Origin of the sequence: Microbacterium lemovicicum (assembly GCF_003991875.1) — a bacterium.
Classification (GTDB): domain Bacteria; phylum Actinomycetota; class Actinomycetes; order Actinomycetales; family Microbacteriaceae; genus Microbacterium; species Microbacterium lemovicicum.
In genome coordinates this window covers 2,829,561-2,852,489 of sequence record NZ_CP031423.1, presented here as the reverse complement: position 1 = coordinate 2,852,489, position 22,929 = coordinate 2,829,561, and the positions used below count along the sequence as shown (strand labels likewise).

At 71.3% G+C, this 22,929-nt stretch carries 24 protein-coding genes; 16 read left to right on the top strand and 8 right to left on the bottom strand.

All coding sequences use genetic code 11. From position 1 onward, the window contains the following. The first annotated feature begins 68 nt into the window (after positions 1-68). Both CVS47_RS13385 and CVS47_RS13380 read left to right on the top strand, forming a co-directional pair. The gene (locus tag CVS47_RS13385; protein ID WP_127096526.1) at positions 69-641 is read left to right on the top strand and encodes a TetR/AcrR family transcriptional regulator; all 573 of its coding nucleotides are present in this window, start codon (positions 69-71) and stop codon (positions 639-641) included. A gap of 153 nt (positions 642-794) precedes the next feature. After that, positions 795-1,085, top strand: a complete 291-nt coding sequence (locus CVS47_RS13380) for a hypothetical protein (RefSeq protein ID WP_127096525.1) — start codon at positions 795-797, stop codon at positions 1,083-1,085. 3 nt (positions 1,086-1,088) lie between these two features. On the opposite strand, the gene CVS47_RS13375 is transcribed toward CVS47_RS13380, so the two are convergent. Both CVS47_RS13375 and CVS47_RS13370 read right to left on the bottom strand, forming a co-directional pair. Next, on the bottom strand, positions 1,089-2,651 hold the full coding sequence (locus CVS47_RS13375) for a serine/threonine-protein kinase (protein WP_127096524.1): 1,563 nt from the start codon (positions 2,649-2,651) through the stop codon (positions 1,089-1,091). Positions 2,652-2,655: 4 nt separating this feature from the next. Further along, positions 2,656-2,919, bottom strand: coding sequence for a DUF6458 family protein (locus CVS47_RS13370; RefSeq protein WP_127096523.1), 264 nt, complete (start codon positions 2,917-2,919; stop codon positions 2,656-2,658). A gap of 266 nt (positions 2,920-3,185) precedes the next feature. Between CVS47_RS13370 and CVS47_RS13365 the strand changes: the two genes are divergently transcribed. The 6 genes from CVS47_RS13365 (at position 3,186) to CVS47_RS13340 (ending at position 6,421) form a co-directional block, all read left to right on the top strand. Continuing rightward, positions 3,186-3,758 (top strand): RNA polymerase sigma factor, encoded by a 573-nt coding sequence (locus tag CVS47_RS13365; protein ID WP_127096522.1) that lies wholly within the window; start codon positions 3,186-3,188, stop codon positions 3,756-3,758. Further along, positions 3,755-4,342 carry an Asp23/Gls24 family envelope stress response protein gene (locus CVS47_RS13360; RefSeq protein WP_127096521.1) on the top strand — a complete coding sequence of 196 codons (588 nt, stop codon included), beginning with the start codon at positions 3,755-3,757 and terminating at the stop codon, positions 4,340-4,342. The genes CVS47_RS13365 and CVS47_RS13360 overlap by 4 nt, the downstream gene beginning before the upstream one ends. Further along, positions 4,339-4,659, top strand: a complete 321-nt coding sequence (locus CVS47_RS13355) for a hypothetical protein (protein ID WP_127096520.1) — start codon at positions 4,339-4,341, stop codon at positions 4,657-4,659. Before CVS47_RS13360 ends, CVS47_RS13355 begins: the two co-directional genes overlap by 4 nt. An 84-nt stretch (positions 4,660-4,743) precedes the next feature. Then, a complete protein-coding gene (locus tag CVS47_RS13350; protein WP_127096519.1) occupies positions 4,744-5,706 on the top strand; it encodes a DNA-formamidopyrimidine glycosylase family protein in 963 nt (320 codons plus the stop codon). Next, the gene (locus CVS47_RS13345; protein ID WP_241240157.1) at positions 5,703-5,963 is read left to right on the top strand and encodes a hypothetical protein; all 261 of its coding nucleotides are present in this window, start codon (positions 5,703-5,705) and stop codon (positions 5,961-5,963) included. Before CVS47_RS13350 ends, CVS47_RS13345 begins: the two co-directional genes overlap by 4 nt. Continuing rightward, entirely contained in the window at positions 5,960-6,421 is a 462-nt protein-coding gene (locus CVS47_RS13340) for a BLUF domain-containing protein (RefSeq protein ID WP_127096518.1), read from the top strand. The genes CVS47_RS13345 and CVS47_RS13340 overlap by 4 nt, the downstream gene beginning before the upstream one ends. A gap of 42 nt (positions 6,422-6,463) precedes the next feature. Here CVS47_RS13340 and CVS47_RS13335 read toward each other — a convergent pair whose 3' ends face one another. Beyond that, positions 6,464-8,341, bottom strand: coding sequence for an amylosucrase (locus CVS47_RS13335; protein WP_127096517.1), 1,878 nt, complete (start codon positions 8,339-8,341; stop codon positions 6,464-6,466). 61 nt (positions 8,342-8,402) lie between these two features. On the opposite strand from CVS47_RS13335, the gene CVS47_RS13330 reads away from it, so the two are divergent. Next, positions 8,403-9,983: an L-serine ammonia-lyase, iron-sulfur-dependent, subunit alpha gene (locus CVS47_RS13330; RefSeq protein WP_127096516.1), complete on the top strand. Its 1,581-nt coding sequence runs from the start codon at positions 8,403-8,405 to the stop codon at positions 9,981-9,983. A 471-nt stretch (positions 9,984-10,454) separates the two neighbouring features. On the opposite strand, the gene CVS47_RS13325 is transcribed toward CVS47_RS13330, so the two are convergent. Both CVS47_RS13325 and CVS47_RS13320 read right to left on the bottom strand, forming a co-directional pair. Continuing rightward, complete coding sequence (locus CVS47_RS13325) at positions 10,455-11,561, bottom strand: hypothetical protein (RefSeq protein WP_127096515.1); 1,107 nt, start codon at positions 11,559-11,561, stop codon at positions 10,455-10,457. A 409-nt stretch (positions 11,562-11,970) separates the two neighbouring features. Then, complete coding sequence (locus CVS47_RS13320) at positions 11,971-12,408, bottom strand: MarR family winged helix-turn-helix transcriptional regulator (RefSeq protein WP_127096514.1); 438 nt, start codon at positions 12,406-12,408, stop codon at positions 11,971-11,973. A gap of 41 nt (positions 12,409-12,449) precedes the next feature. Here CVS47_RS13320 and CVS47_RS13315 point away from each other — a divergent pair, with 41 nt between their 5' ends. Both CVS47_RS13315 and CVS47_RS13310 read left to right on the top strand, forming a co-directional pair. After that, positions 12,450-14,297 carry a DUF2207 domain-containing protein gene (locus CVS47_RS13315; protein WP_127096513.1) on the top strand — a complete coding sequence of 616 codons (1,848 nt, stop codon included), beginning with the start codon at positions 12,450-12,452 and terminating at the stop codon, positions 14,295-14,297. A 126-nt stretch (positions 14,298-14,423) separates the two neighbouring features. Beyond that, positions 14,424-15,044 (top strand): DUF1684 domain-containing protein, encoded by a 621-nt coding sequence (locus CVS47_RS13310; RefSeq protein ID WP_127096512.1) that lies wholly within the window; start codon positions 14,424-14,426, stop codon positions 15,042-15,044. Positions 15,045-15,233: 189 nt separating this feature from the next. On the opposite strand, the gene CVS47_RS13305 is transcribed toward CVS47_RS13310, so the two are convergent. Further along, positions 15,234-16,121 (bottom strand): aldo/keto reductase, encoded by an 888-nt coding sequence (locus CVS47_RS13305; protein ID WP_127096511.1) that lies wholly within the window; start codon positions 16,119-16,121, stop codon positions 15,234-15,236. A 186-nt stretch (positions 16,122-16,307) separates the two neighbouring features. Here CVS47_RS13305 and CVS47_RS13300 point away from each other — a divergent pair, with 186 nt between their 5' ends. After that, a complete protein-coding gene (locus CVS47_RS13300; protein WP_127096510.1) occupies positions 16,308-16,688 on the top strand; it encodes a VOC family protein in 381 nt (126 codons plus the stop codon). 15 nt (positions 16,689-16,703) lie between these two features. Here the strand turns inward: CVS47_RS13300 and CVS47_RS13295 are convergent, their stop codons facing one another. Next, entirely contained in the window at positions 16,704-17,546 is an 843-nt protein-coding gene (locus CVS47_RS13295; RefSeq protein ID WP_127096509.1) for a S41 family peptidase, read from the bottom strand. Positions 17,547-17,697: 151 nt separating this feature from the next. Here CVS47_RS13295 and CVS47_RS16800 point away from each other — a divergent pair, with 151 nt between their 5' ends. Beyond that, positions 17,698-17,871: a hypothetical protein gene (locus CVS47_RS16800; RefSeq protein ID WP_164734658.1), complete on the top strand. Its 174-nt coding sequence runs from the start codon at positions 17,698-17,700 to the stop codon at positions 17,869-17,871. A gap of 30 nt (positions 17,872-17,901) precedes the next feature. Here CVS47_RS16800 and CVS47_RS13290 read toward each other — a convergent pair whose 3' ends face one another. After that, on the bottom strand, positions 17,902-18,876 hold the full coding sequence (locus tag CVS47_RS13290; RefSeq protein WP_127096508.1) for a helix-turn-helix transcriptional regulator: 975 nt from the start codon (positions 18,874-18,876) through the stop codon (positions 17,902-17,904). 98 nt (positions 18,877-18,974) lie between these two features. Here CVS47_RS13290 and CVS47_RS13285 point away from each other — a divergent pair, with 98 nt between their 5' ends. From CVS47_RS13285 to dacB, 3 genes are all read left to right on the top strand, one after another. After that, entirely contained in the window at positions 18,975-19,436 is a 462-nt protein-coding gene (locus CVS47_RS13285; protein ID WP_127096507.1) for a VOC family protein, read from the top strand. Positions 19,437-19,545: 109 nt separating this feature from the next. Further along, the gene (locus tag CVS47_RS13280; RefSeq protein WP_127096506.1) at positions 19,546-21,261 is read left to right on the top strand and encodes a long-chain-fatty-acid--CoA ligase; all 1,716 of its coding nucleotides are present in this window, start codon (positions 19,546-19,548) and stop codon (positions 21,259-21,261) included. A gap of 70 nt (positions 21,262-21,331) precedes the next feature. Then, positions 21,332-22,915 (top strand): D-alanyl-D-alanine carboxypeptidase/D-alanyl-D-alanine endopeptidase, encoded by a 1,584-nt coding sequence (gene dacB / locus CVS47_RS13275; RefSeq protein WP_127096505.1) that lies wholly within the window; start codon positions 21,332-21,334, stop codon positions 22,913-22,915. The last annotated feature ends 14 nt before the right edge of the window (positions 22,916-22,929 follow it).

Here is a 22,929-nt window from a genome sequence, read left to right as displayed (position 1 = left end):
ACTAGGATTTACACGCTCGTTACACTCGACGAAGACCTCGCCCTCACCGCGAAATCGGAGGTACCGCGATGGCACGCCCATCGATCGCGGCAGAGCGCCGCGACCAGATCATCGACGCGACCATGACGACGATCGCCGAATACGGCATCCGGGGCGCCACCCTGGACCGCATCGCCGACGCGGTGGGCATGTCGCGCGGGCACGTGCGTCACTTCGTGGGCAATCGCGACCGTCTGCTGATGGACACGGCGATCTTCGTCTTCGCTGACGAGACCGGCGAGGTCGGCTCGCTTCTGCCGGCCGACGTCGCAGAGATCGGCGATGCGCTCGAGTATCTCTTCGGAGAGGTGTTCCTCTCTCCTGACCGGGAGAACGCGGTCGTCCTCGGGCTGGTCGAGCTGTCGCGGACGACCCCGGCCATCGCCGATGTGCTCACTTCCGCCTACAGCGCGACCCGCGAGCAGCTGCTCGACCTGGTGTCCGCGGCGAAGCCCGACGCCCCCTACGATGCGCAGGCGACGGTGGCGTATGGCCTGCTGATGTGCGCGCTCGGCTCGGTCTTCCTCGGCGACTTCGACGTCGATCCTGCGAGGCTGACGCGCTCCCGCGCCGCGGCTGAGGCGCTTGTCGCGTCGCTCTGATCGACCCCTCGCTGCCGCGGCCGGGTCAGTCGATCAGACCCCTCCTGGCTTCGGGGCGTCAAGGTGTCAACCCCCGTGAGGGGACGGCCGTCCGTGGCCGATCGTGGGGGTCTGCCGCGTCTGCTCTGTGCGGCGGGGGACGGAGACACCATCATGGACACCCGACGAAAGGCGGCGCGGTCGCCGCACGCGCGCCGGCCGATCCTGCTCTGGGAGGGCGGAGGCACGTGGGTACTCTGCGACCCCGCGCCCGGCCCCGGAGGCTCCCGCCGGCCGCTCGGCCGTGTCGACGCGACCGTCGACGGCGGCTACGAGCTGTCCATCGCGGGCCGTGCCGACTCGACGTCGTATGCGTCGCTTGCCGAGGTCGTCGAGGCGGTCGGCGCCGTGGTCGTCGGCGGTGTCCACGACAGGATGCCGGGGAGCACCCTTCCGCCGATGTGAGCGCTACGGGCGGGTCGGGCCCTTGCCGCCGCCGTTGCCGTTCCCGCCGCCGTTGCTGTTGCCGGGACCCTTGTTCGGGTTCTCGGCGGGTGTCGAGGGCTCGGGGGCGGGCGCCGGAGCGGTCGTCTCCGGTGCGGGCTGATCGACCACGGGCGCCGGCGATTCGACGGTTCCGCCGCCGACAGGCTCGGTCGTCGCCGATTCGACGGGTGTCGTCTCGACAGGAGTCGTCTCGACGGGTGTCGACCCGTCGGGCGCCGACTGCTCGGCGCCGGAATCGTCGGTGCCCGTCTGGTCGACGGTGGTCTGCTCGTTCGTCGCGCCGTCCGTTGCCGGGGCGGGGTTGGAGCCGTCCGTGGTGACGACAGGGTCGGGCGACGGAGTCGTGACGTTTCCGGACGCGAGCGTCGCCAGCACCATCCAGAGGATGAGGAGGAGGGCCACGACGACGCCCCCCACAAGGGCGATCACGCCCGCCCGTTTCCGCGGGGTCGAGCCGGGCTCGCGCTCGACCTCCGTCTCCGCGGCGCCTGCGGCGAACAGCTCGTCGAGTTCGCTGCCGGCCGCGGACGAGGCGGTGGTGCCGGGCGCGGCGACCGCCGGCACGACGGCGGCGTGAAGAGCGACCGTCGGCTCGTCGGCCGCGGCCGCCATCACGCGAGTGGGTGTCGGCGTCGGCGTCTCCCTCGCCTCTCGACGCGCTGATGCACGGAGATCACCGAGCGGTCCGAGCTGCGCCGCCCGCTCCTCCACCTCTTCGGCACTCGGCCGATCGTCCGGCTCGCGCGCGGTCATCGCCGTGAGGAGGTCTCTCCAGCGCTCGCCGAGGTCGGCGGGCATCTCCGGCTCGCGCGACAGACGCGCCAGCAGGGTGGCCGGCGCGGAATGCGTGCCGAACGGGTGGAGCCGGCTGAGCGCCTCGAGCGTGAGCAGGCCCAGCGCGTACACGTCGGAGGCTGTCGTCGGCTCCCCGCCGTGCACCTGCTCGGGGGCGAGATAGGCGGCCGTGCCGATGACGGTGCCGGGGGTGGTCAGTCGGCCGCCGTCGACCAGATGGGCGACGCCGAAGTCTGCGAGCACGGCCCGATACAAGGGTCGGCCGCCGGGCTCGGAGCGCAGAAGCACATTCGAGGGCTTCACGTCGCGGTGCACGACGCCGGCGCGGTGCACCGCCGCGAGACCGCCCGCGAGGTCCTGCAGCAGGCGCGCCACATCGGACGGATCGATCGGACCGTCCTCGATGACGTGGCGGAGCGTCGGACCGTCGATGAGCTCCATGACCAGGTACGCCTGGTCGGCCGCCGTCACCTGCGCGTCGTAGAGGGTGACCAGGCACGGGTGGTTGAGCGACGCCAGCACCCTCGCCTCGGATGCCCGGCGCGCAGCATCCGCTTCGCCGCCCTCGCCCTGGAAGAACAGCTTGAGGGCGACATCGCGGCCGAGCAGCTCGTCGCGAGCGCGGTAGACGCGCCCCATGCCGCCCGCGCCGATCCTCTCGATCAGACGGTAGCGTCCGGCGAGAAGTTCTCCCGTGTGGGGAAGCGGCGCGGCCAGCAGGTCGGACATGCGGTCAGACGAGCGGGTCGCCGTTGTCGGTGGTGCGTCGGGTGGTGACGCTCTGCCCGTTCGCGGGGTCGACCGCCGTGTGCGACGTCGACACCGTCGAGCGGCGTCGCAGGACGAAGATGAGGCTGATCAGGAACACCACGGCGCCGGCTGCCATCAGGATGTAGCCGATGAGGTGGATGTCGACGTAGCCGCCGAGGTCGACGTTCACCGCGAACGCGAGGATGGCGCCGATCACGATGAGAGCGATGCCGCTGCCGATACCCACGGGAACTCCTTCTGCCGTGCGAGAGCGGCGGCTCGGTCAGAGCCCACGCGGGGGCGCGCGAGATCGCCCCGTACACCGAGCGTAGGCAGGCGTGCCACCGCGGCCGCGGGCATAGCGGCCGACGAGACCGCGGTGTACTCTCTTCTGCCCGTCTCCGCTCAGATCTCCCGCGTCGTCGTGCTCGGGATGGATTCGTGACGAAACAGCCGCCGACACCCTCTTATCTCCGAGAGGAAAGGGCGGGACTGATCTCGGTGAGCGAAACGATGACACAGGAGGGGGCCCTCGCGGACGTGTCCGACGAGGTGCTCGTGCAGCGCGCGGTCGACGGTGACACGGAGGCGTTCGCAGCGCTGATCCGCCGTCATGGGCCGGTGGTGCGCGCCCTCCTCGGGCGACTGGCCGGGTCGACGGCCGATGGCGACGAGCTGACGCAGGAGGCGTTCTTCACGGCCTGGCGCGAGCTGCCGGGCATGTCCGCCGGTGCCGACCTCCGCGGGTGGCTCCTGCGCATCGCCATCCGCCTCGCTCTGACGCGGCTTCGCGAGGGCCGCAACGGAGATGACGTGCCCGCGGTGGACGACGAGGATCAGGATGCCGCGGCATCCGCTCATGACGAGACGGCCGAGCCCGACCCGCGTCAGGTGCGCACCCGGGCGCTGTCGGGTGTGCTCGATGCGCTTCCCGACGAAGAGAGGCACTGCTGGCTCCTCAGAGAGATGGGCGGACTCGAGGTCCACGAGATCTCGGAGCTGCTCGGACTGACGGACACCGACGTCCGGGCGCGCCTCGCCGTGGCCCGGGCGACGATCTATACGCGAATGGAGGAGTGGCGATGACGACCTCTGACCCTCGCATGCTGGCATGCGGGAAGACGATCGATGAGCTGAGCGACTACCTCTCTCAGCAGCGCGAACCGTACGACCCCACCATCGAGAACTGCGCGGAGTGCCTGAATGCGCTGAGCGGTCTGAACGATCTCTCGGCGTGGTCCCGCGAGCTCCTCGAGGATGACGGCCGACGGCTGGGCGCGCCCGACGAGTCGTGGATCCGCGGCATCCTGGACAGCATCGCGCTCGAGGTGAGATCGGGCCGGGACCTGCCCGTGGCGCACCCCGATCCGCGCCTGACGGTCGTGATCGCCGAAGGCGCCGTGCGCGCACTCGTGCGCTCCGTCGGCGGATCGATCCCCGGCGTGGTGATCGCCGGCTGCAGCCTCGAAGGCGACGTCGAGACCCCCGGCGCGCCGACACGGGTCGTGCTGACCGTGAGCCTCGACTGGAAGGTGCCCGCCGCCGAGGCGATCACGGCCCTCCGCGACGCGGTCGCCGAGGCCATCGCCGAGCACACCGAGCTGCGCATCGAGGACATCGACATCTCGATCGTCGACGTGCACCGATCGACGAGAACGGGGGAGGGATGATGAACGCTGTTCCCGAAGAGTCCGAGCTGACGGATGCTGCGCGGGAGGTCGACGGAGTGACCGACGTCTTCCCGGCGCCGGCGGCGCTGGCCGATCCACCTGAGACGGTGGCGGCCGTGCTGGCGCACGACCTCGCCGCGTTGTCGAAGGTGTACGTCGACGAGGAGACGGACGCCGTGGAGGCGCTCGCGCACGTGGGTGTGGACCGGTCACGCCCCGCGCCGGAGACAGGCAGGGCCGCCGCCGAGGCGATCGCCGCCCGGTTCGGCGACGGCGCTGGGGTGCACGTGACCGTGCGCGTCACCCGGATCAGCTGACGCCCGTGGCGGAGACGTCCTACGTCATCCCGGGCTCCGGCGCCAGGCCACGATCATGTCGCAGGTCGCGCCTACAGTGAGCGGGTGCCGGAGGGAGACAGCGTCTATCTGCTGGCCGCGCGGCTGCGGGCAGTGGGCGACGGTCGCCGTGTCGTCGACGGTGAACTGCGCTCCGGTCCGTCGGCCGGGGCACCGCTCGCCGGCCGGAAGATCCTCGAGATGGTGACGCATGGGAAGAACCTGCTCATGCGCTTCGACGACGGCGTCACGCTCCACACCCACCTGCGTATGCAGGGCAGCTGGTCGATCACCGGCACGGGCAAGACGCTCCCGCGGGCGATGCACGACAAGGTGAGGGTGCGGATGCGGCTCGATGACGGGCGCACGATGTGGGGGCTCGACCTCCCCGTCGTGGAGACCGTGCCGACATCGCACGAAGACCAGGTCATCGGCCACCTCGGCCCCGATCCGCTGCGCGACGACTGGGACGCGGCGGAGGCCGTGGGGCGCCTGCGGCGGGAGCCGGCGCGGCCGCTCGTGTCGGCGCTGCTCGATCAGCGCAACATGGCGGGCCTGGGCAACCTGTGGGTGAACGAGCTCGCCTTCCTTCGCGGCGTCTCCCCGTTCCAGCCGATCGGCGACGTCGAGCTCGAGCCGCTGGTGGCGTTGGCCGCACGCTCGCTCCGGGTCTCCGCCACCGTGCCCGGGATGTACCAGGTGACGACGGGCCGGTCGCAGAAGGGCGAGTCGCACTGGGTCGCAGGTCGCGCGCACCGTCCGTGCCTGCGGTGCCGCACCACGATCCTCGTGCGGGCGGAGCAGCCGAACGATCCCGATCACCGCCGCACCTGGTGGTGCCCCTCCTGCCAGCCGGCGCGGGCGAGCACTGCCGCGCGACCCGGTGCCGTCACTGCCGCGCGATCGGGGGCCGATGCTGCCGCGCCCCCAGGGGCCGCTGTTGCCGCGCCCTCCGGCGTCGGCGCCCTCGAAGCTCACACACCCACCCCTGACACCCGGGCCACCGAGCCCACACGGAGAGAACGATGAGGGACACGATGGACGCCGCGCCCCGCGGCACGCTCGACGGCATCGTCTGGGCGCAGGTCGAGCCCGGCTTCCACGTCGGCAGCCGCGACGGCGACTTCCTCGGATACATCGACCGGCGCGACGACGGCCAGTACCTCGCCTGGGACATGACGGCGCGGGTCGTCGGACGCTTCCCCGATCTGGCATCGGCGATCCGGGTGCTCTCGGAGCGGCATCCCGATGCCGATGCGCGCGGCGAAGGGGGCACGTCCTCGTGACCGCCGATGACGGGCAGCTGCTGTCGGTGACCTACTCGAGCGGGGCCGCCGAGGATTTCGACGACCATGATCTCGCCGCGCTCCTCGCGCAGAGCCGGGCATCGAACGAACGGCTCGGACTCACCGGCATGCTGCTCTACCGCTCGGGCCGGTTCATCCAGATCCTCGAGGGGCCGGAGCAGCCGGTGCGCGACCTCGTCGCGCGCATCGAGCGCGATCCGCGTCATGCCGACATGCGGATCCTGCTGGAGGAGCACGTGCCCGCGCGCTGGTTCTCGGACTGGACGATGGGCTACGAGCCCATCGCCGCGACCGGGGAGCCGGCCCCCGTGGGCTTCCGCGACACGTTCGACGACCTCGAAGGCGACATCGACGAGCGGGCGACCCTGCGCGCCGTGCGCGAGCTCAGCATCTGGTTCCGGGCACGGGCGAGCGCGTCCCGGACCTCGCCCCGCTGATCCGGCGCGCCGGCGCGGTGACGTGCCGGCGTCCGCGGCGGGTCAGCGCGGCCCGACCTCCAGCCACACGAAACCGTGGGCGGGAAGGGTGAGGCCGGCCGCGAGGTCGACCGGCTCGGCGGTGACGAGGTCGGTCGCCGCGGCGTCGAAGCCCGAGAGCGTGAGCGCGTCGATGTCGGCCGGATCGTCTCCGACGTTCGCCAGCACGAGCACCACCGATCCGACGCCGGGCCGCTGGTAGCCCAGCACGGTCGGGTGGCCGGCGTCGAAGCCGATGAGCCGGTTGCCGCCGAGGGCGGGCGTCGCCTTGCGTGTGGCGATCACCCGGGTGAGGCGGGAGTGGATGCGCCCCGCCGGCGTCGACTCGTCGTGGCGGGCGGCGTAGGCCTCTGCGGGGCGCTCGCCGCGGTGCACCCATCGTGAGTCGTGGGCGTGATGCGGGTCGTCGAGATAGCCGTCGTCGTTGAGCTGTCCGACCTCGTCCCCGAGGTACAGCAGCGGGATGCCGCCCGTGCTCAGGGCGATGGCGTGCGCCAGCACGACGCGGTCCTCACCGCCGGCGTCGCCCGCCTCCACCCCGGCCAGCGAGGCGGTGGTGCCGGCGACCCGGGCGTCCCCGGTCCGGGGGTTCTCCTGGAAGGTCGCGCCGCGCGAGAAGCTCCCCTCCACGCGGTTCACGTAGAAGTCGTTGAGGAAGCGGCGGTGCGCGTACCCGTCGATGCCCAACTCCGCAGCATCCTCGTCGGCGAAGGTCCACCCGATGTCGTCGTGACTGCGCACGTAGTTCACCCACGCCGTCCCGGCGGGCAGCGCGTGGCGGCGCTCGAGCGCCTGCTGCAGCAGGCGGGGATCGCGGGTGGCCAGCGCCTCCCACGTGAGCGCCATCTGCAGCGGGTTGTACGACAGCTCGCATTCGTCGCGGGAGATGTAGCTGACCACCTCGTCGGGGTGCACGATGGCCTCCGACTTGAACAGCATCGACGGCGCCGCCAGATCGAGCACCGCGTTGAAGGCCTGCAGGAGCAGGTGCGCCTCCGGCAGCGACTCGCACGTCGTTCCCAGGCGCTTCCAGATGAAGGCGACCGCGTCCATGCGCAGGATCTCGACACCCTGATTCGCGAGGAAGATCATCTCGCCCGCCATCGCCCGGAAGACCGCGGGGTTCGCGTAGTTCAGATCCCACTGGAAGTGGTAGAAGGTCGCCCAGATCCAGCGGCCGTCGTCCAGCTGCACGAAGGAGCCGGGGTGGTCGTCGGGGAAGATCTCGCGCACCGTCTGCTCGTAGGCGTCGGGCATCGTGCGGTCGGGGAAGATCAGGTAGAAGTCCTCGAAGTCGGGGTCGCCCGCGACCGCCTTCCGCGCCCACTCGTGCTCGTTGCTCGTGTGGTTGAAGATGAAGTCCAGCACGAGCGAGATGCCCGCGAGGCGCAGGTCGGCGGCCAGCGCCGCGAGCTCCTCCATCGATCCGAGCGCCGGGCTCACGCGCCGGTAGCTCGACACCGCGTAGCCGCCGTCGTTGTCGCCCTCCGGGGCGTCGAAGAGCGGCATGAGGTGCAGGTAGGTCAGGCCCAGCTCCTGGAAGTACGGGATCTGCGCCCGTACACCGTCGAGGTCTCCCGCGAAGCGATCGACGTAGCAGACGCCGCCGAGCATGCTCTCCGACTGGAACCAGTCCGGGTCGGCCGCACGCTGCGCGTCGCGCGCCTTGAGCTCGAGCGAGCGGCGGCGCCACGATGCCGCGGCTTCCTGCACGACCGCGGCGAGCTGCTCCGCAGCATCCGCCCGATCGCCGTAGAGCTCCTGGAAGATGCCGTGCAGCCGGGGGAACTGCGCGTCGAGGCGGGTGTCGAACGACGCGTCGGTCACGGTGGCCGTGCGGATCAGCTGCAGGTCGGTGGCGGCGTCGCTCAGCGCGGTCATCCCGCCAGCCTAGAGCCGGCGCCCTCCCGCCCGAGGACCCGCCGACGACTACCCTGGAGGTGTGAGCGCCTACGTCTCGGCGTTCGAGCTGTTCTCCATCGGAGTAGGACCCTCGAGCTCCCACACGGTCGGTCCCATGCGGGCCGCAGTCGACTTCGCGATGCGCCTGCGGGAGTCCGGACTGCTCGATCAGGTCGGGCGCATCACCTGCACGCTGTACGGCTCTCTGGGCGCGACCGGCATCGGTCACGGCACGCCCGACGCCGTCGTGGCGGGCCTGCGCGGGCTCCAGCCCGAGACCGTCGACCCCGACGAGGTGCGGGCGGCCTGGATGACCTGGCCGCGCGGCGGTGAGCTGCTCGTGGACGGCACGCACCGTGTTCCGTTCGCGAAGTCCGATGTGACGTTCGCCGCCCGAGTGCGACTGCCCGGGCACCCCAACGCCATGACCCTCGAGGCATGGGCCGAGCCTCATCAGGGGCCGCCGCGGTCGGAGGCGGGTGACGTGCGGGCGACCGGCACGGCGCCGGCGCTCGTCGCGCCCGTGAGCGACGAGGGCCTGCTGCTGCGCGAGACGTACTACTCGGTGGGCGGCGGGTTCATCCGCCGCGACGGCGAGGCCCCGCGGGTGCAGGCGCACGCGTATCCGCTCGACTTCTCCAGCGCGGAGGAGCTGATCGCCCTCTGCGACGAGCGCGGCATCACGATCGCCGAGGCCGCGCGCATGAACGAGGAGGCGCTGCGCTCCGATGAGGAGATCGCCGCCGGACTCGACGCCGTGTGGGACGCCATGGCCGGCTGCGTCGAAGCGGGTCTCGAGACGGGTGGCGTGCTGCCCGGGATGCTGCAGGTGCGACGCCGTGCGGCCGTCATCCGCGAACAGCTCGAGGCCGCCGAGTCGGGCGGCCACCGCGAGCTGCCGGGGGAGTGGCTGGGTGCCTTCGCCCTCGCCGTCAACGAGGAGAACGCCGCCGGCGGTCGCGTCGTGACAGCCCCGACCAACGGTGCGGCGGGCATCGTCCCTGCCGTGGCGATGTACTGGTGGCGATTCCTGGCCGACTCCGGCCTGGGCGCCGGCAACGCCGTCACCCCGCACGGCGAGCTCGTCGGCAGCGCCCTGCTCGGCTTCTCGGGCGCCGCCCAGCTCGAGCCGGCCGAACGCGACGAGCGGGACGAGGAGCAGATCGCAGAGGCGAACCGTCGCCGCGGCATCCGTCGCTTCCTCCTCACGGCGACCGCGCTCGGGTCACTCTTCAAGGCGAACGCCTCGATCTCCGGCGCCGAGGGCGGCTGTCAGGCCGAGGTCGGCTCGGCGTGCGCGATGGCGGCCGGCGGCCTGACCGCCGTGATGGGCGGGACGACGCGGCAGATCGAGAACGCCGCCGAGATCGCGATGGAGCACCACCTCGGCCTCACGTGCGACCCCGTGGGCGGGCTGGTGCAGATCCCGTGCATCGAGCGCAACGCGATCGCCGCCTCGACCGCGGTCACCGCCGCCCGCCTCGCCCTGCGCGGCGACGGGTCGCACTACGTCTCGCTCGACATGGTCGTGGAGACCATGCGCCAGACGGGCATCGACATGTCGACGAAGTACAAGGAGACCAGCGAGGGCGGCCTCGCGGTCAACGTCATCGAGTGCTGATTCGGGGTTCGCGCGGGGTCGAGTGCTGGCGCCGGGGTCTGCTCGGGTTCGACGTTTCGTGCGTTTCACCTGACGCCCGTTGCGGGATCGACGTTGCGTGCGTTTCACCTGACGCCCGTTGCGGGATCACGGCCGGGTGCCTGCACTTCGCGACAGGTCAAGCCGGTCGCGGGGCTCGGCAACCGCGAGCAGGGGCGGGTGGGTGGAGAGGGGATGGGGGCTCGAGAGAGGGCTGAGGGTTGAGAGGGATTCAAGGCTCGAGAGGAGTCAGGGCCTCGGGAGGGGTCGTGGCCTCGGGAGCGGTTGAGGGCTGGCGACAGGGTTCAGTTGTCGCTTGCTGCGGCAACCGGAGCGGCGTGCCAGCAGCATCCGCCAGGTGAGCGGGTCTGTCCGTTCCGACGACGTCCCGGCTCCGGCGTCGCCGGGCGTTCAGCTGACGCTCGATGAAGGAACCGCGGCCGACTACCCGCATCACGCGTCAGGTGAAGCCGGTTCCCAGCCGCGACGCACGAGCGCTGCCCGGATGCGGGCGACGGCGGCGCCGGAGCGCAGATGTGCGGCGGTGATGCGGACCACGATCCAGCCGAGGCTGTCGCACGCGGCGTATTTGTCGATGTCGCGGTTCCACTGACGCGCGTCGACGCGGTGCTGGTCGCCCTCGTACTCGGCCATCACGCGGAACAGCCGGTAGGCGAGGTCGGCGATCCCGACGAGCGCGCCCTCCTCGCCGAGGATCTCCACGTCGAGCTCGGGTTCCGGCAGCCCCGCGCGGATGATCGCGAGGCGAGCGAGGGTCTCGCCGGGCGATGAGCTCCCGAGGCGGATGAGGTCGAGGGCTTCGCGCAGCGCGGCGGCTCCTGCTCGTCGACCGACCGTCGTCGCCGCGCAGAGATCCGCGATCCGCGCGAGCGCGTGCCGGGGTTCGCCCGCATGCCCGCCCCGCAGTCTCGGGATGCGGACGATTGCGTCGCCGACGATCACGAGATCGTCCAGAGTCAGGGATGCTCCGACCAGCCCTCCGAGCTGAGCCCAGGTGGTGGCGGGGTCGCAGACGATCAGCCCGGACACCGAGCGGGTCGCGATGAGGGCGGGGTGGAGCTGTCGGCCCCGGACGCCGGCCGCGCGCGACGCCCGACGAGGGGCGATCGCGCTCACGTCGAGAAGCGACGGCACCGGTACGGGCAGACCATGGATGAGGGCGGCGGTCCGATGCGAGAAGACCGTGTCGGGCGGCATCGCCGTGGCGTAGGCCGTGGCGAGGACGACGTGTGCGTCCGCCGCCTGTTCGCGGGGGTGCGCGTCTCGCATCTGCTCGCGATCGCGTCGGTCGTTCGGCGTGGGCTGGCGTCCGTGCCGCTCGGTTCGCCCGCGCTCGAGCCGGCGGACGTCATCCGGGTGGTGCTCGCGTGGAGCCGGTTCGCGCTGACCCCGGCCGGCGCTGCGGACGCGCACGCCGCGGAAGGGTGTCTCCAGGTCCCGCGCACGCATGCGCCCGGCCGACACTCCGGCCCGCCGGGCCTGCGCCACCGAGAACGCGTCGGACAGCGAGGACGGAAGCGGGGTGGGAGGTCGCGGCATCCGCTCATCATCGCTTCAGCCACCTCCGCGCACGGGCCGCGCGCAACTGTCCCGGGGACTGCGGCGCGTGGCACCGCCCTGGGGAGAACCGCGGCCGCGTCTCCACACGGCGGGAACTTCAGGAGGGCCGCGCTCGATGCCGCAGACGGTGTCAGGTGAGCCAGGCGACGACGCACGACGCGAAGCAGCCGACGCTCACCGCGCCGCTCAGGTGTCGCGAGCTGCCGTCATGCCGTAGCCGACCCCGCAGGAACAGTCAGGTGAACCGTGCGGCCGGGCATCGCGCCGTCGGAGCACACGCGACCGCGCCGCTCAGGTGACGTGAACTGCCAGAACCCCGCGGCGGTATTCGCATCGAGCGTCAGGTGAACCCCCACCAGGGACGAACCCCAGACGAACAGGCGAGCGCTCAGTCCTCGCGCGGGGTGCGCAGCTTCGCGGTCAGGTCGCGCAGCTGCACGAGCTCCTCGTCGGTGAGGGCCGACATCCGGTCGGCGATCGACCGGCCGTGCGCGGTGGCGAGGCGCCGGAAGATCTTCGTGCCCTCGTCGGTCGCGCGTACGAGGGCGCCGCGGCCGTCGTCGGGGTCGGGGCACTTGGTGACCAGTCCGCGGGTGGCCATGCGGTCGACGAGGCGCGAGACGCTCGGCTGACTGATCAGCATGTTGGCCGTGACGTCTCGCAGCCGGGCGGTCATGTCGGCCGATCGGGTGACCGTCAGCAGCACGTCGTACTCGCCCTGCAGCAGCCCGTCGCCCTCGAAGTCGGTGGAGATCTCGGAGAACACCTCGTGCTGCGCACGGAACAGGCTCTCCCACGCATCCACAGCGAGGCGTCGATCGGTCATGCCCCCCAGGATAGAGCGAGAGACGCCTTTAGGCTTGCGACATGTCCCGGACGCGACGCCCCGCCCGCCTCATCCTGAGCCTGCTGGCGGTCATCCTGCCGCTCCTGCTGGCAGCCCCCGCGACAGCGGTCGCCGCCGTCGAGACCGGTGATGACCGGACAGCGGAGGCCGCGGCATCCGTCCCGGGAATCGTCACCGCCGGGGTCGACGACTTCTCCTTCGAGAGCATGGACGCCGACTACACGATCGGCAGAGCCGACGACGGCACGAGCACCCTCCGCGTCGTCGAGACCTTCGTCGCGCTCTTCCCCGACATCGACCAGAACCGCGGGATGCGCCGCATCATCCCCGACAGCTACCAGGGCCAGCCGCTCTTCCCGAAGCTGATCTCGATCACCGACGGCGACGGGCAGCCGCGGGCATCGGAGACCGACTCCGAGGACGGCTCGTACTCGATGACCTCGCGGGCCGACGACTTCGTCCGCGGATCGCAGACCTATGTGTTCACGTACGAGCTGCGCAACGTCACGGGCACATTCGCCGACACCGATGCGACGGAGTTCTACTGGGACGTCAACGGCGTCCAGTGGGCCCAGCCGTTCGGCGCGGTGTCCGCGCGGCTGCACGTGCCCGCGGCGCTCGCCGGATCGCTGACCGGCGCCGCCTCCTGCTACGTCGGGGCCCAGGGCGCGACCGCGACCTGCCCGATCGACCAGGCGCCCGACGGAGACGGCGTCGTGTTCGACGCCTTCTCGCAGGACGTGGCGCCCTACCAGACCGTGACGATCGCCGTGGCGTTCACGACCGGCACCTTCGCGCAGTTCGATTCCTCGTACCTCGCCTCACCCTGGGGGTGGGCGCAGGGCGTCGCCGGACTCGGCGTGCTCGCCGCCGTCGTCGGAGCGTTCGTCGTGGCCGGGCGGCGCCTGCGCGACGATCCCGGCCGACCGGTCGTCATCGCCGAGTACACGCCCCCGCCCGGCATCGACGCCCTCGAGAGCGCGGTGCTCCTGGGCAAGCAGGCGAAGGCGATTCCCGCGGAGGTCCTCGAGCAGGCGGTGGTCGGCAGCATCCGCATCATCGAGGGTCGCAAGAGGTTCTTCGGCGGGCAGCGCCTCATCGCCGAGCTCGTCGATCCCTCGCGAGCCGACAGGGACGGGCGGATGCTGCTCGACGGCCTCTTCCGCGACCTGACACCCGGTGCGCAGTTCGAGTTCGGCAGCACCGACACGCGCTTCTCGACGGCGGCGCAGAAGATCCTCAAGGCGGCGGACAGCGAGCTGACCATCCGCGGGTTGCGCAAGAAGGTCCCCGCGCGACTGCGCGCCTGGCCGATCCTGCTCTGCATCGGCGCCGGGATCGGGGTCTTCCTCCTCGGCTTCGCCGCGATCACCGCGGGCGTCTTCGCCCTGGTGCCGGTGCTGCTCATGGTCGCCACCTTCGTCGCCTTCTTCCTCGTCGGCGGCGTCCTCGCGCGCAAGCCGCTGACCGCGGCGGGCGCCGAGGTCCGCGATCACCTGGCGGGGCTGAAGGTGTTCATCGAGTGGGCCGAAGCCGACCGCATCCGGATGCTGCAGTCGCCGACGGGCGCGGAGCGCGTGCGCATCGACCCGGGCGATCCGCGCGAGATGCTGCGTCTCTACGAGACCCTTCTGCCGTACGCGGTCGTGTTCGGGCAGGAGAAGGAGTGGGCGGAGCGGCTGATCGTGCTCTACGGCGACCACACGCCCACCTGGTACTACGGCAGCGGCACCTTCAACGCGGCGGCGTTCTCCTCCGGCATCACGTCGCTCTCGTCCGTGGCGTCGTCCTCTTCGTCCTCCGGCGGGTCGAGCGGCGGCGGGTCGGCCGGTGGCGGCGGCGGCGGGGGAGGCGGCGGCGGAGTCTGAGTTCCGCGGTTCGCGTCGCTCGCCGGCGCTGCGGCCTCGCCGCGCCCGCGCGTACGCCCTGAACCCTGTGCTCACGCCCCCGCTATACCCGCGCTCCACAGCCCGCGTCGCGCCTAGCCTGGACGCATGCCCTCTGACGCCCGCACCGCCCTCGAGACCGCCGACTGGCGCCGTCGTGTCTTCGCCCTCTACGACGCGGTCCGCCGCGCGGAGACGCCCGAGGAGGGGCACGAGCTGTGGCGGATCGAACGCGATGACCTGCTGGCGCGGCATCCGGCATCACCCCTGCTGCCCGAGGCGAAGCAGTGGTTCACGGGCGCCGAGGTGGCGCCGTACGACGCCGACTGGCGTTTCGAGCTGCCCATCGTCGAGGCCGAGCCCGCGCGCTTCGAATTCGCCACCGGCACCGACGGCGTGGTGCCGTTCGAGCGGCTCGGCGTCGTCGAGATCCCCGGCGTGGGCACCCTGGACGTGTGGCGGCTGACCACGTACGGCGGCGGGCTGTTCATCCCGGTGCGCGACGCGCTCGCCGGAGCCCCCGGCGGCACGTACGGCGGCGGGCGCTACCTGATCGACACGATCAAGGGTGCCGATCTGGGGGCGGATGCCGCGGCATCCCGCATCGTCGTCGACTTCAACTTCGCCTACAACCCGTCGTGCGCCTACGACCCGGCATGGGCGTGCCCGCTCGCGCAGCCGGGAAACGTGCTGCGCGTCGACGTGCCCGTGGGCGAGCTCTACAGCTGACTCACCCGGCCCGGACGCAGTGAGGGCCGGTCGGAGAGGCATCCGACCGGCCCGTGTCCCTTTGCACCAAGAGAATCTTGCAATCACATGACGGGAGCTGCCACAGCAAACAACTTCCGCTCCTGAACTGTATAACGACCAGGTAACGGAAGGGAAGACTTTTCTCCGTCCGAACCTGGCAGTCGGTTATCAGGCCTCGGGGATGACCCGGTCGAAGAGCTCTTCGCGGGCGACGTCGGGGTCGGGTCCGCTGCGCACCCCGGTGTCGAGCGCCGTGATGCGCGCCATCTCGTCGGCGCCGAGCTCGAAGTCGAAGACGTCGAAGTTCTCGCGGATGCGCTCGGGGTTCGTGGACTTCGGGATGACGGAGCGGCCCTGCTGGATGCCCCACCGCAGCATGACCTGGGCGGGACTCCTCCCGTGGACGCGGGCGATGTCGCCGATGGTCTCGTCCTGCATCACGTTGCGGCGCTCGTCGCCCCAGGGTCCCGGGTAGAAGGTGATGCCGCCGATCGGCGACCACGCCTGGGTCAGGATGCCGCGCCGCGCGTCCTCGGACTGCACGTCGGGCTGCGCGAAGTAGGGGTGGAGCTCGACCTGGTTGACGGCCGGGACCACCTCGACCTCCGCCATCAGCCGCTCCAGGTGAGGGGGCATGAAGTTGCTCACTCCGATCGCCCGCACCCGCCCGTCGGCCAGGAGCTCCTCGAGCGCCTGATACGCGGCCACCGTGCGGGCGAACCGGCTCGGCGCGGGCTGATGCAGGATCAGCAGATCGAGCGTCTCGACGCCGAGCTTCCCGACCGCTTTCTCGAAGGCGTGCAGCGCCTCGTCGTGGCCGTAGTCGGACACCCACACCTTGGTCTCGAGGAAGACGTCGGCGCGGTCGACGCCCGACCGCCGGAGGCCCTCGCCCACCTCGCGCTCGTTGTTGTAGGCCGCCGCGGTGTCGATGTGGCGGTAGCCGACGCGCAGCGCGGTGTCCACCGCGGCGGCCGTCTCCTCGGGCGGGCTCTGGAAGACGCCGAGCCCGATCGTGGGAAGGGTGACGCCGTTGTTCAGGGTCAGGTCGATCATGGGAACCTCTCTCCGTCGCGGATGCGACGGAATCCATGCTCGACCTCCACGGGGCCGGGCGGCTAGCCCCCTCCCGGATCAGCCCTGCCGGGTACGGCGCGGGCGTGCCGGACCTCTGTCGGCCGCGCTCGACCGACCGTAGGCTCGGGTCGGGTCGCGCCTCAGCGACCGCGATCGGAGGTCGGCATGGACTACTCGCTCGAGGTGATCGCGATCCCCGTCTCGGACGTCGACGACGCGGTGCGCTTCTACGTCGATCAGGTCGGGTTCCACCTCGACCACGACGTCTCGCACGTTCCCGGGATGCGGGTGGTGCAGATGACGCCGGTCGGGTCGGCCTGCTCGGTGGTGATCGGCGAGGGGATGCCGCTCGGTGAGCCCGGCTCGACGAAGGGCCTTCAGCTGGTGGTCGGCGACATCGACGCAGCGCGTGAGGAGCTCGCCGGCCGCGGTGTGCCGATCTCGGAGGTGCAGCAGCTCGGCCCCGAGGGCATGCAGGGCTCGCGCTTCGCCTTCTTCACCGACCTCGACGGCAACGCCTGGTCGTTGCAGGAGATCCGGCGCTGATGCGACCGTGCCGCGTCAGGGCGCGGGACGGTGGGTCAGCTGCTCCGTGAGCACCTCCACCGCGGCGTCTTCCGCGTCCGAGGACGGCACGTCGTGGTCGGGGGCGACGCCGACAGCCTCCCAGTTCGTCGAGGTGCGGGGGTCGAGGGGTGCGCCGGTCGACACGAAGACGGCGAAGCCCGCGCCGGTGTCGAAGAAGGTTCCGGGATTCGCCGCACCCGCCGACCTCTCTCCGACGATGACTGCTCGGCGCGTCGTCGAGAGGAGATAGGCGAAACTCTCCGCGGCGGAGGCTGTCCCTCCGTCGATGAGGACCGCCAGCGGCATCCAGGTCAGAGCAGAGTCGTCGTCGGCTGGTGTCGTGTAGGAAGTTTCGACGCCCGTTCTGGTCGTGAAGTCGACCACGTGGACGGGCGGCTGCCCGAGAAGGGGCCCCGCGACGGCGGCGACCATCGTCGGCCAGCCCCCGTGGTTGCCGCGGACATCCACGATCGCGGCATCGAAGTCCGCGAGCCACCGGAGCGCTTCCGCGAGCTCCTCCGCGCGCCCCCGCTCATCAGGATCCACGAACTCCGAGATGACCAGCACGCCGATCTGCCCCCGGGGGTGGGTGCGCAGGAACGCGCCCGTGTCACCGGCCTGCACCTCACGGGCGACAGGGGTCGGCGCCTCGCGGACGACCCGGAAGTGCCGGTCGAACAGCCGCAGGCGTCGGGTCCACTCCTCGAACGGCGGCTCATCACCCGCCGCGTCCCACGACCTCACCTCCGCCGCGACTGCGGCGGCGACCTCGGGGAACACGTAGTGCGCTTCGATCGTGTCGGCGAGTGCGTTCTGGAGGGCGCGGTGGGAGGGCATGCTTCAGTCTCGCCGATCCACTGATCGAAGGCCGGAGTCGAGCTCGGGCATCTGCAGGAGATCAGGAGCTGATCCGACATCCCGCTGTCAAGTCTGTACGCGGCGGCCCTCCCCGGCGTAGCGTCGTGCTCACGACCCCGAGGAGGCGGCCATGACACACCACGACAAGTCCCACGACACGTCAGCCCACGACGAGACGGTGCGCGAGACCACGAGCGAGGGCGAGTACACCGACACCGAGACGGCGTCGGGCCGCGACACGCACAAGGACAACGTTCACCCCGGCCAGTACACCGACGCCGACCTGGGCGAGGGCAAGGACTGACACCTTCCGGTCGGGCCTGACCCTCTCCGGTCAGACGTCGGGCGTCGGCGACACCGGCGTAAGAGCTGTCCGAGCCGCAGCCAGCCGCGCCGCGACCACCCCCGCAGCTGCCCGCAGTTCCGGCGGCCCGATGACGGTGAAAGCGACGTCGAAGCGCAGCACCCAGGACAGCAGTCCGGCGCACGACCACGAGCCGATGCGCACGCGGCAGCCGCCGTCGGGCAGCTCCTCGAGGTCGCCGTCGCCGATCCACGGTGCGACGGCAGCGGGTGGCAGCGGGAAGGCGAACTCCCCGTGCACCGGCCAGGTGGCGGCATCCGTCGATCCCTTCGCCCTCGCCTCCACGAACGTGCCGGCGGCGCCCGTCGGGATCGGCCGTGCCGTGAAGGGCGCGCCGCCCGCCTTCAGTCGGAGCCGGTCGAGACGGAAGGTGCGCCAGTCGTCGCGGTCGAGGTCCCACGCCACGAGGTACCAGCGGCCGGCGCGTGCGACGATCCCGTGCGGCTCGGCGCGTCGCGTGGGGCGGTCGCTCTCGTCGCCGTAGTCGAAGCGCAGTGTGCGACGGTCGTGGACAGCCGCGCTCACGACCTCCACCACCGCCGGATCGACGTGGATCTGCGCCGCCGTGCCGGAGAAGCGGATGCCGTCGATGCGGTGCCGCAGCCGTGCAGGCATCACCTGTCGCACCGTGAGGAGCGCCCGCGCGGCCGCATCGTCCAGCTCGACCCCTGAGGAGGGCACCGACTGCAGGGCGATCGCGATCGCGACCGCCTGCGCGTCGTCGAACAGCAACGGCGGCAGGTCGGAGCCGGCGGACAGGCGGTAGCCGCCGTCGGGCCCCTTGCTCGACGCGATCTCGTAGCCGAGCTCCCGCAGGCGGTCGACGTCGCGGCGGACCGTCCGCGGCGTCACGTTCAATCGCTCCGCGAGCACCGGTCCTGGCCAGTCGCGCCGCGTCTGCAGAAGCGACAGGAGCGCGAGCATGCGCGAGGACGTCGTAGGCATCATGACATTCTCGGGGAAGAAGAGGACTCAACCTGTCCGCTTCGGGCGAGAGAGTGCAGACACGGCGATCAGCCGCACCTCTGACCGAAGGACATCCCATGAGCATCACCACCACCACACACCTCAACTTCCGCGGCACCGCGCGATCGGCGATGGAGTTCTACCGCTCCGTCTTCGGCGGCGACCTCCAGCTCATGACCTACGCCCAGATGGGGATGCCCGCTGAGGCGCCCGGGGCGGACAAGGTCGTCTTCTCGCGCCTGCAGGCCGACGGCGGGTTCCGGCTGATGGCGTACGACATCCCCGGAACCGATGACACGGATGCCGCGGCCACCGCCGGCCGCACGCGTCGGGAATACGGCATGACCCTCACCGACCGCACGTTCTTCCAGTCGCTGCAGGGGCCGACGCTCGACGAGGTCTCGGTCTTGTGGGACCACCTGTCCGACGGGGCGCTCATCATCGAGCCGCTGGCGGCCTCCGCCTGGAGCGCGGGCTTCGGCATGCTCAGCGACCGCTTCGGCGTCACCTGGGTCGTCGACGTGCAGCCCGCGGGCTGAACCGCGCGGGCCCGCGCGCTCAGACGCTCGGGCCCCCGCCACGGGGCTCGCGCCCAGGCTCGGGCCGACGTCTCGCCGTACGCTGGCGGAACACCCCGAAGGAGGCGTCATGAGCGCGAACCCCACCCCAGACGAGTCGCCGCTGCGGCACCGCCCGTGGCTGAGCGCCTATGCCGACGGGGTGCCGGAGGAGATCGACCCCGTCACCGAGACGCTGGTGGACCTGCTCGACGCATCGGTGCAGCGGTACAGCAGTCAGGTCGCGTGCGAGTTCTTCGGGGCTGAGACGACGTACGCCGAGCTGGGGGAGCAGGTCTCCCGAGCGGCCAACGCCCTGCGCAAGCTGGGCGTCGAGGCGGGGGACAGGGTCGCCCTGGTGCTGCCGAACTGCCCGCAGCACGTCGTCGCCTTCTACGCCGCCCTGCGTATCGGCGCCATCGTCGTCGAGCACAACCCGCTCTACACGGCGCGCGAGCTGCGTCACCAGTTCGAGGTGCACGAGGCCGTCGTGGCCATCGTCTGGGACAAGGTCGCCGACACCGTGGCGGAGTTCCCGAGCGACATCGCACCGTCCGCCATCGTGTCGGTGCGCATGACGGATGCCCTTCCCTGGGGCAAGCGCGTCGCGCTGCGGCTCCCTGTGCCCGCCGCTCGTGCCTCCCGCGACGCGATGACCGCCGACCCGACCGCGAAGGGTGTGCTGACGTGGTCCCAGCTCATCAAGACGCGCAGGCTGTCGCGCAGACATCCCATCCCGTCCCTCGACGACACCGCTCTGCTTCAGCTGACCAGCGGCACGACAGGCACGCCGAAGGCCGCGATCCTCACCCACCGCAACCTCCGCTCCAACGCGGCGCAGGGACGCGCCTGGGTGCCGGGACTGCGCGAGGGGGAGGAGACCTTCTATGCGGTGCTGCCCATGTTCCACGCGTACGGCCTCACGCTCTGCCTGACCTTCGCGATCTCCATCGGCGCTCGCATCGTGCTGTTCCCGAAGTTCGACGTCGACCTCGTCGTGGCCGCCGCGAAGTCCTCTCCACCGACGTTCCTGCCGGGTGTGCCGCCGATCTACGACGCCCTGGCACGGGCGACGTCGCGCAGGGGCGTCGATCTCACCAGCATCCGCTTCGCCATCTCGGGCGCCATGAGCCTGCCGGTGCCCACGGTCACCCGGTGGGAGGAGGCCACGGGCGGACTCCTTGTCGAGGGCTACGGCATGACCGAGACCTCGCCGGTCGCGCTCGGCAACCCGATCGGCCCGACGCGACGGCCCGGCACGGTCGGCGTGCCGTTCCCGAGCACGGACATCCGCGTCGTCGACCCCGAGGATCCGTCCTCCGACCGCGCCCTCGGCGAGCCGGGTGAGCTGCTGATCCGCGGACCGCAGGTCTTCGGCGGCTACTGGCGGCGCCCCGACGAGACGGCGGCGGTGCTGCTGGCCGACGGGTGGCTGCGCACCGGCGACATCGTCACGGTCTCCGCCGACGGCTTCGTCACGGTCGTCGACCGGGTCAAGGAGCTCATCATCACCGGCGGCTTCAACGTGAGCCCCAGCGAGGTCGAGCAGGCGCTCCTGCTGCACCCCGACGTCGCGGAGGCGGCCGTCATCGGACTGCCGCGCGACTCGGGCGGAGAGGACGTCGTCGCCGCGGTCGTGCTCACCGACGGTGCCGTGTTCGACGCGGGCGCCCTGCGCGACTTCTGCCGCTCCCACATCACCGCTTACAAGGTGCCCAAGCGCATCGTCCAGCTCGGCGACCTGCCGCGTTCGCAGATCGGCAAGATCCAGCGGCGGCTGGTGAGGGAGCAGCTGCTGGCCGACTGAGACGGATGCTGGATCCGACGGTGCGCGCGTCATTACACTGAGCGCACCCCGCAGCCGATCGGACCCTCGCATGCCCGTTCCCGCACGTCGCCCCCTCGTCACCGCCGTCCTGCTCGTCGCGAGTCTGGCCCTCGCCGGCTGCACCTTCGCCGCACCGGCGGAGCCGACGCAGAGCGCCGGCCCCGCGGTCCCCGACGACATCCGGGCGATCATGGACGGCGCGAGCTATCCGCACGCCCGGTGGGGGCTCGCGGTCGAGGACCTCGAGACGGGCGAGCGGCTCGTCGACCTCGGGTCGGACGAGTTCTTCCCGCCCGGATCGACGACGAAGGTGTTCACCGTCACGCCGACGTACGAGACGCTCGGCGGCGACCACCGCTTCGTCACCCCCGTCTACGCGACGGCTCCCGTCTCCGGGGGTGCGGTCAGCGGCGACCTCGTGCTCGTGGCCCAGGGCGACGTGTTCTTCGGCGCCCGGCGCGCGGGCGCCGACGAGCTGTCGTTCACGGACTTCGACCACATGGAGGCCAATTCCTTCCCCGGGCTGGCAGGGCTCGTCCCCGAGGATCCACTGGCGGGGATCGATGATCTGGCCGACCAGATCGTGGCCTCCGGCGTCACCTCCGTCTCCGGCGAGGTCATCATCGACGACCGTCTGTTCCCGGCCGGTCAGGAGCTGTCCGGCATCCGTCTGGATCCGATGTACATCAACGAGAACGTCATCGACATCACCCTGACGGCCGGCGCCGACGGCGCCGCGGCGGAGTTCGACTGGCGTCCGAAGGTCTCCACTCTGCAGGTGACCTCGACGGTGACGACGGGCGCCGCCGACTCCGCTCCGCAGATCGCGATCAGCGAGCAGGGCGGCGCCGTCACGGTGTCCGGGTCCATCCCGGCGGGCGGCGTGCCGATCGTCCAGGTCGCCGAGATCGAGGACCCGTCGTCGTTCGCCCGCACCGCGCTCATCGAGGCGCTGCGCGAGCGCGGTGTCACCGTCGCGGCCGACCCCGCGGCATCCAATCCCTCGGACCGCCTGCCCGCGGACACGACCTATGCCGGCGCCGCCCGCGTCGCCGCCCATGAGTCGGCGCCCTTCCGCGAGTACGCGAAGGTCATCTGGAAGGTGAGTCACAACCGCGGCGCCGACAACGACATGTGCCTGCTGGCGATCGCCGAGGGGTCGACCCGGTGCGGGGCAGGACTCGCGGCGGTGGCGGAGCACCTCGAGAAGATCGGGGTGGACGGCACGGGCGTCTCGTTCGCCGACGGCCGAGGCGGTGAGCCGGCCGATCTGACGACTCCGGATGCCGCGCTGGAGCTGCTGCGGGCCATCAGCACGCGCGACGACTTCGACACGCTGAAGAACGCGCTGCCCATCCTCGGCGTGGACGGCAGCATCGCGACCGACAACACGGGCACGGGTGCGGCAGGCCACGTGTACGCGAAGACGGGGACCGTCGCCGGCGGCGACCTGACCACGGGCGACCTCACGGTCATCGCCGAGACGCTCATCGGCTACATCGACGCGAAGTCGGGTCGAAAGCTCGCGTTCGCGCTCTACGTCAACAACCTCAAGCTGCCGAAGATCGACGACCTGTTCTCGGTCTTCGACGACGAGAACAAGATCGCGGGGCTGCTCTACGAGCGGTATTGAGACCGATTCGCGCC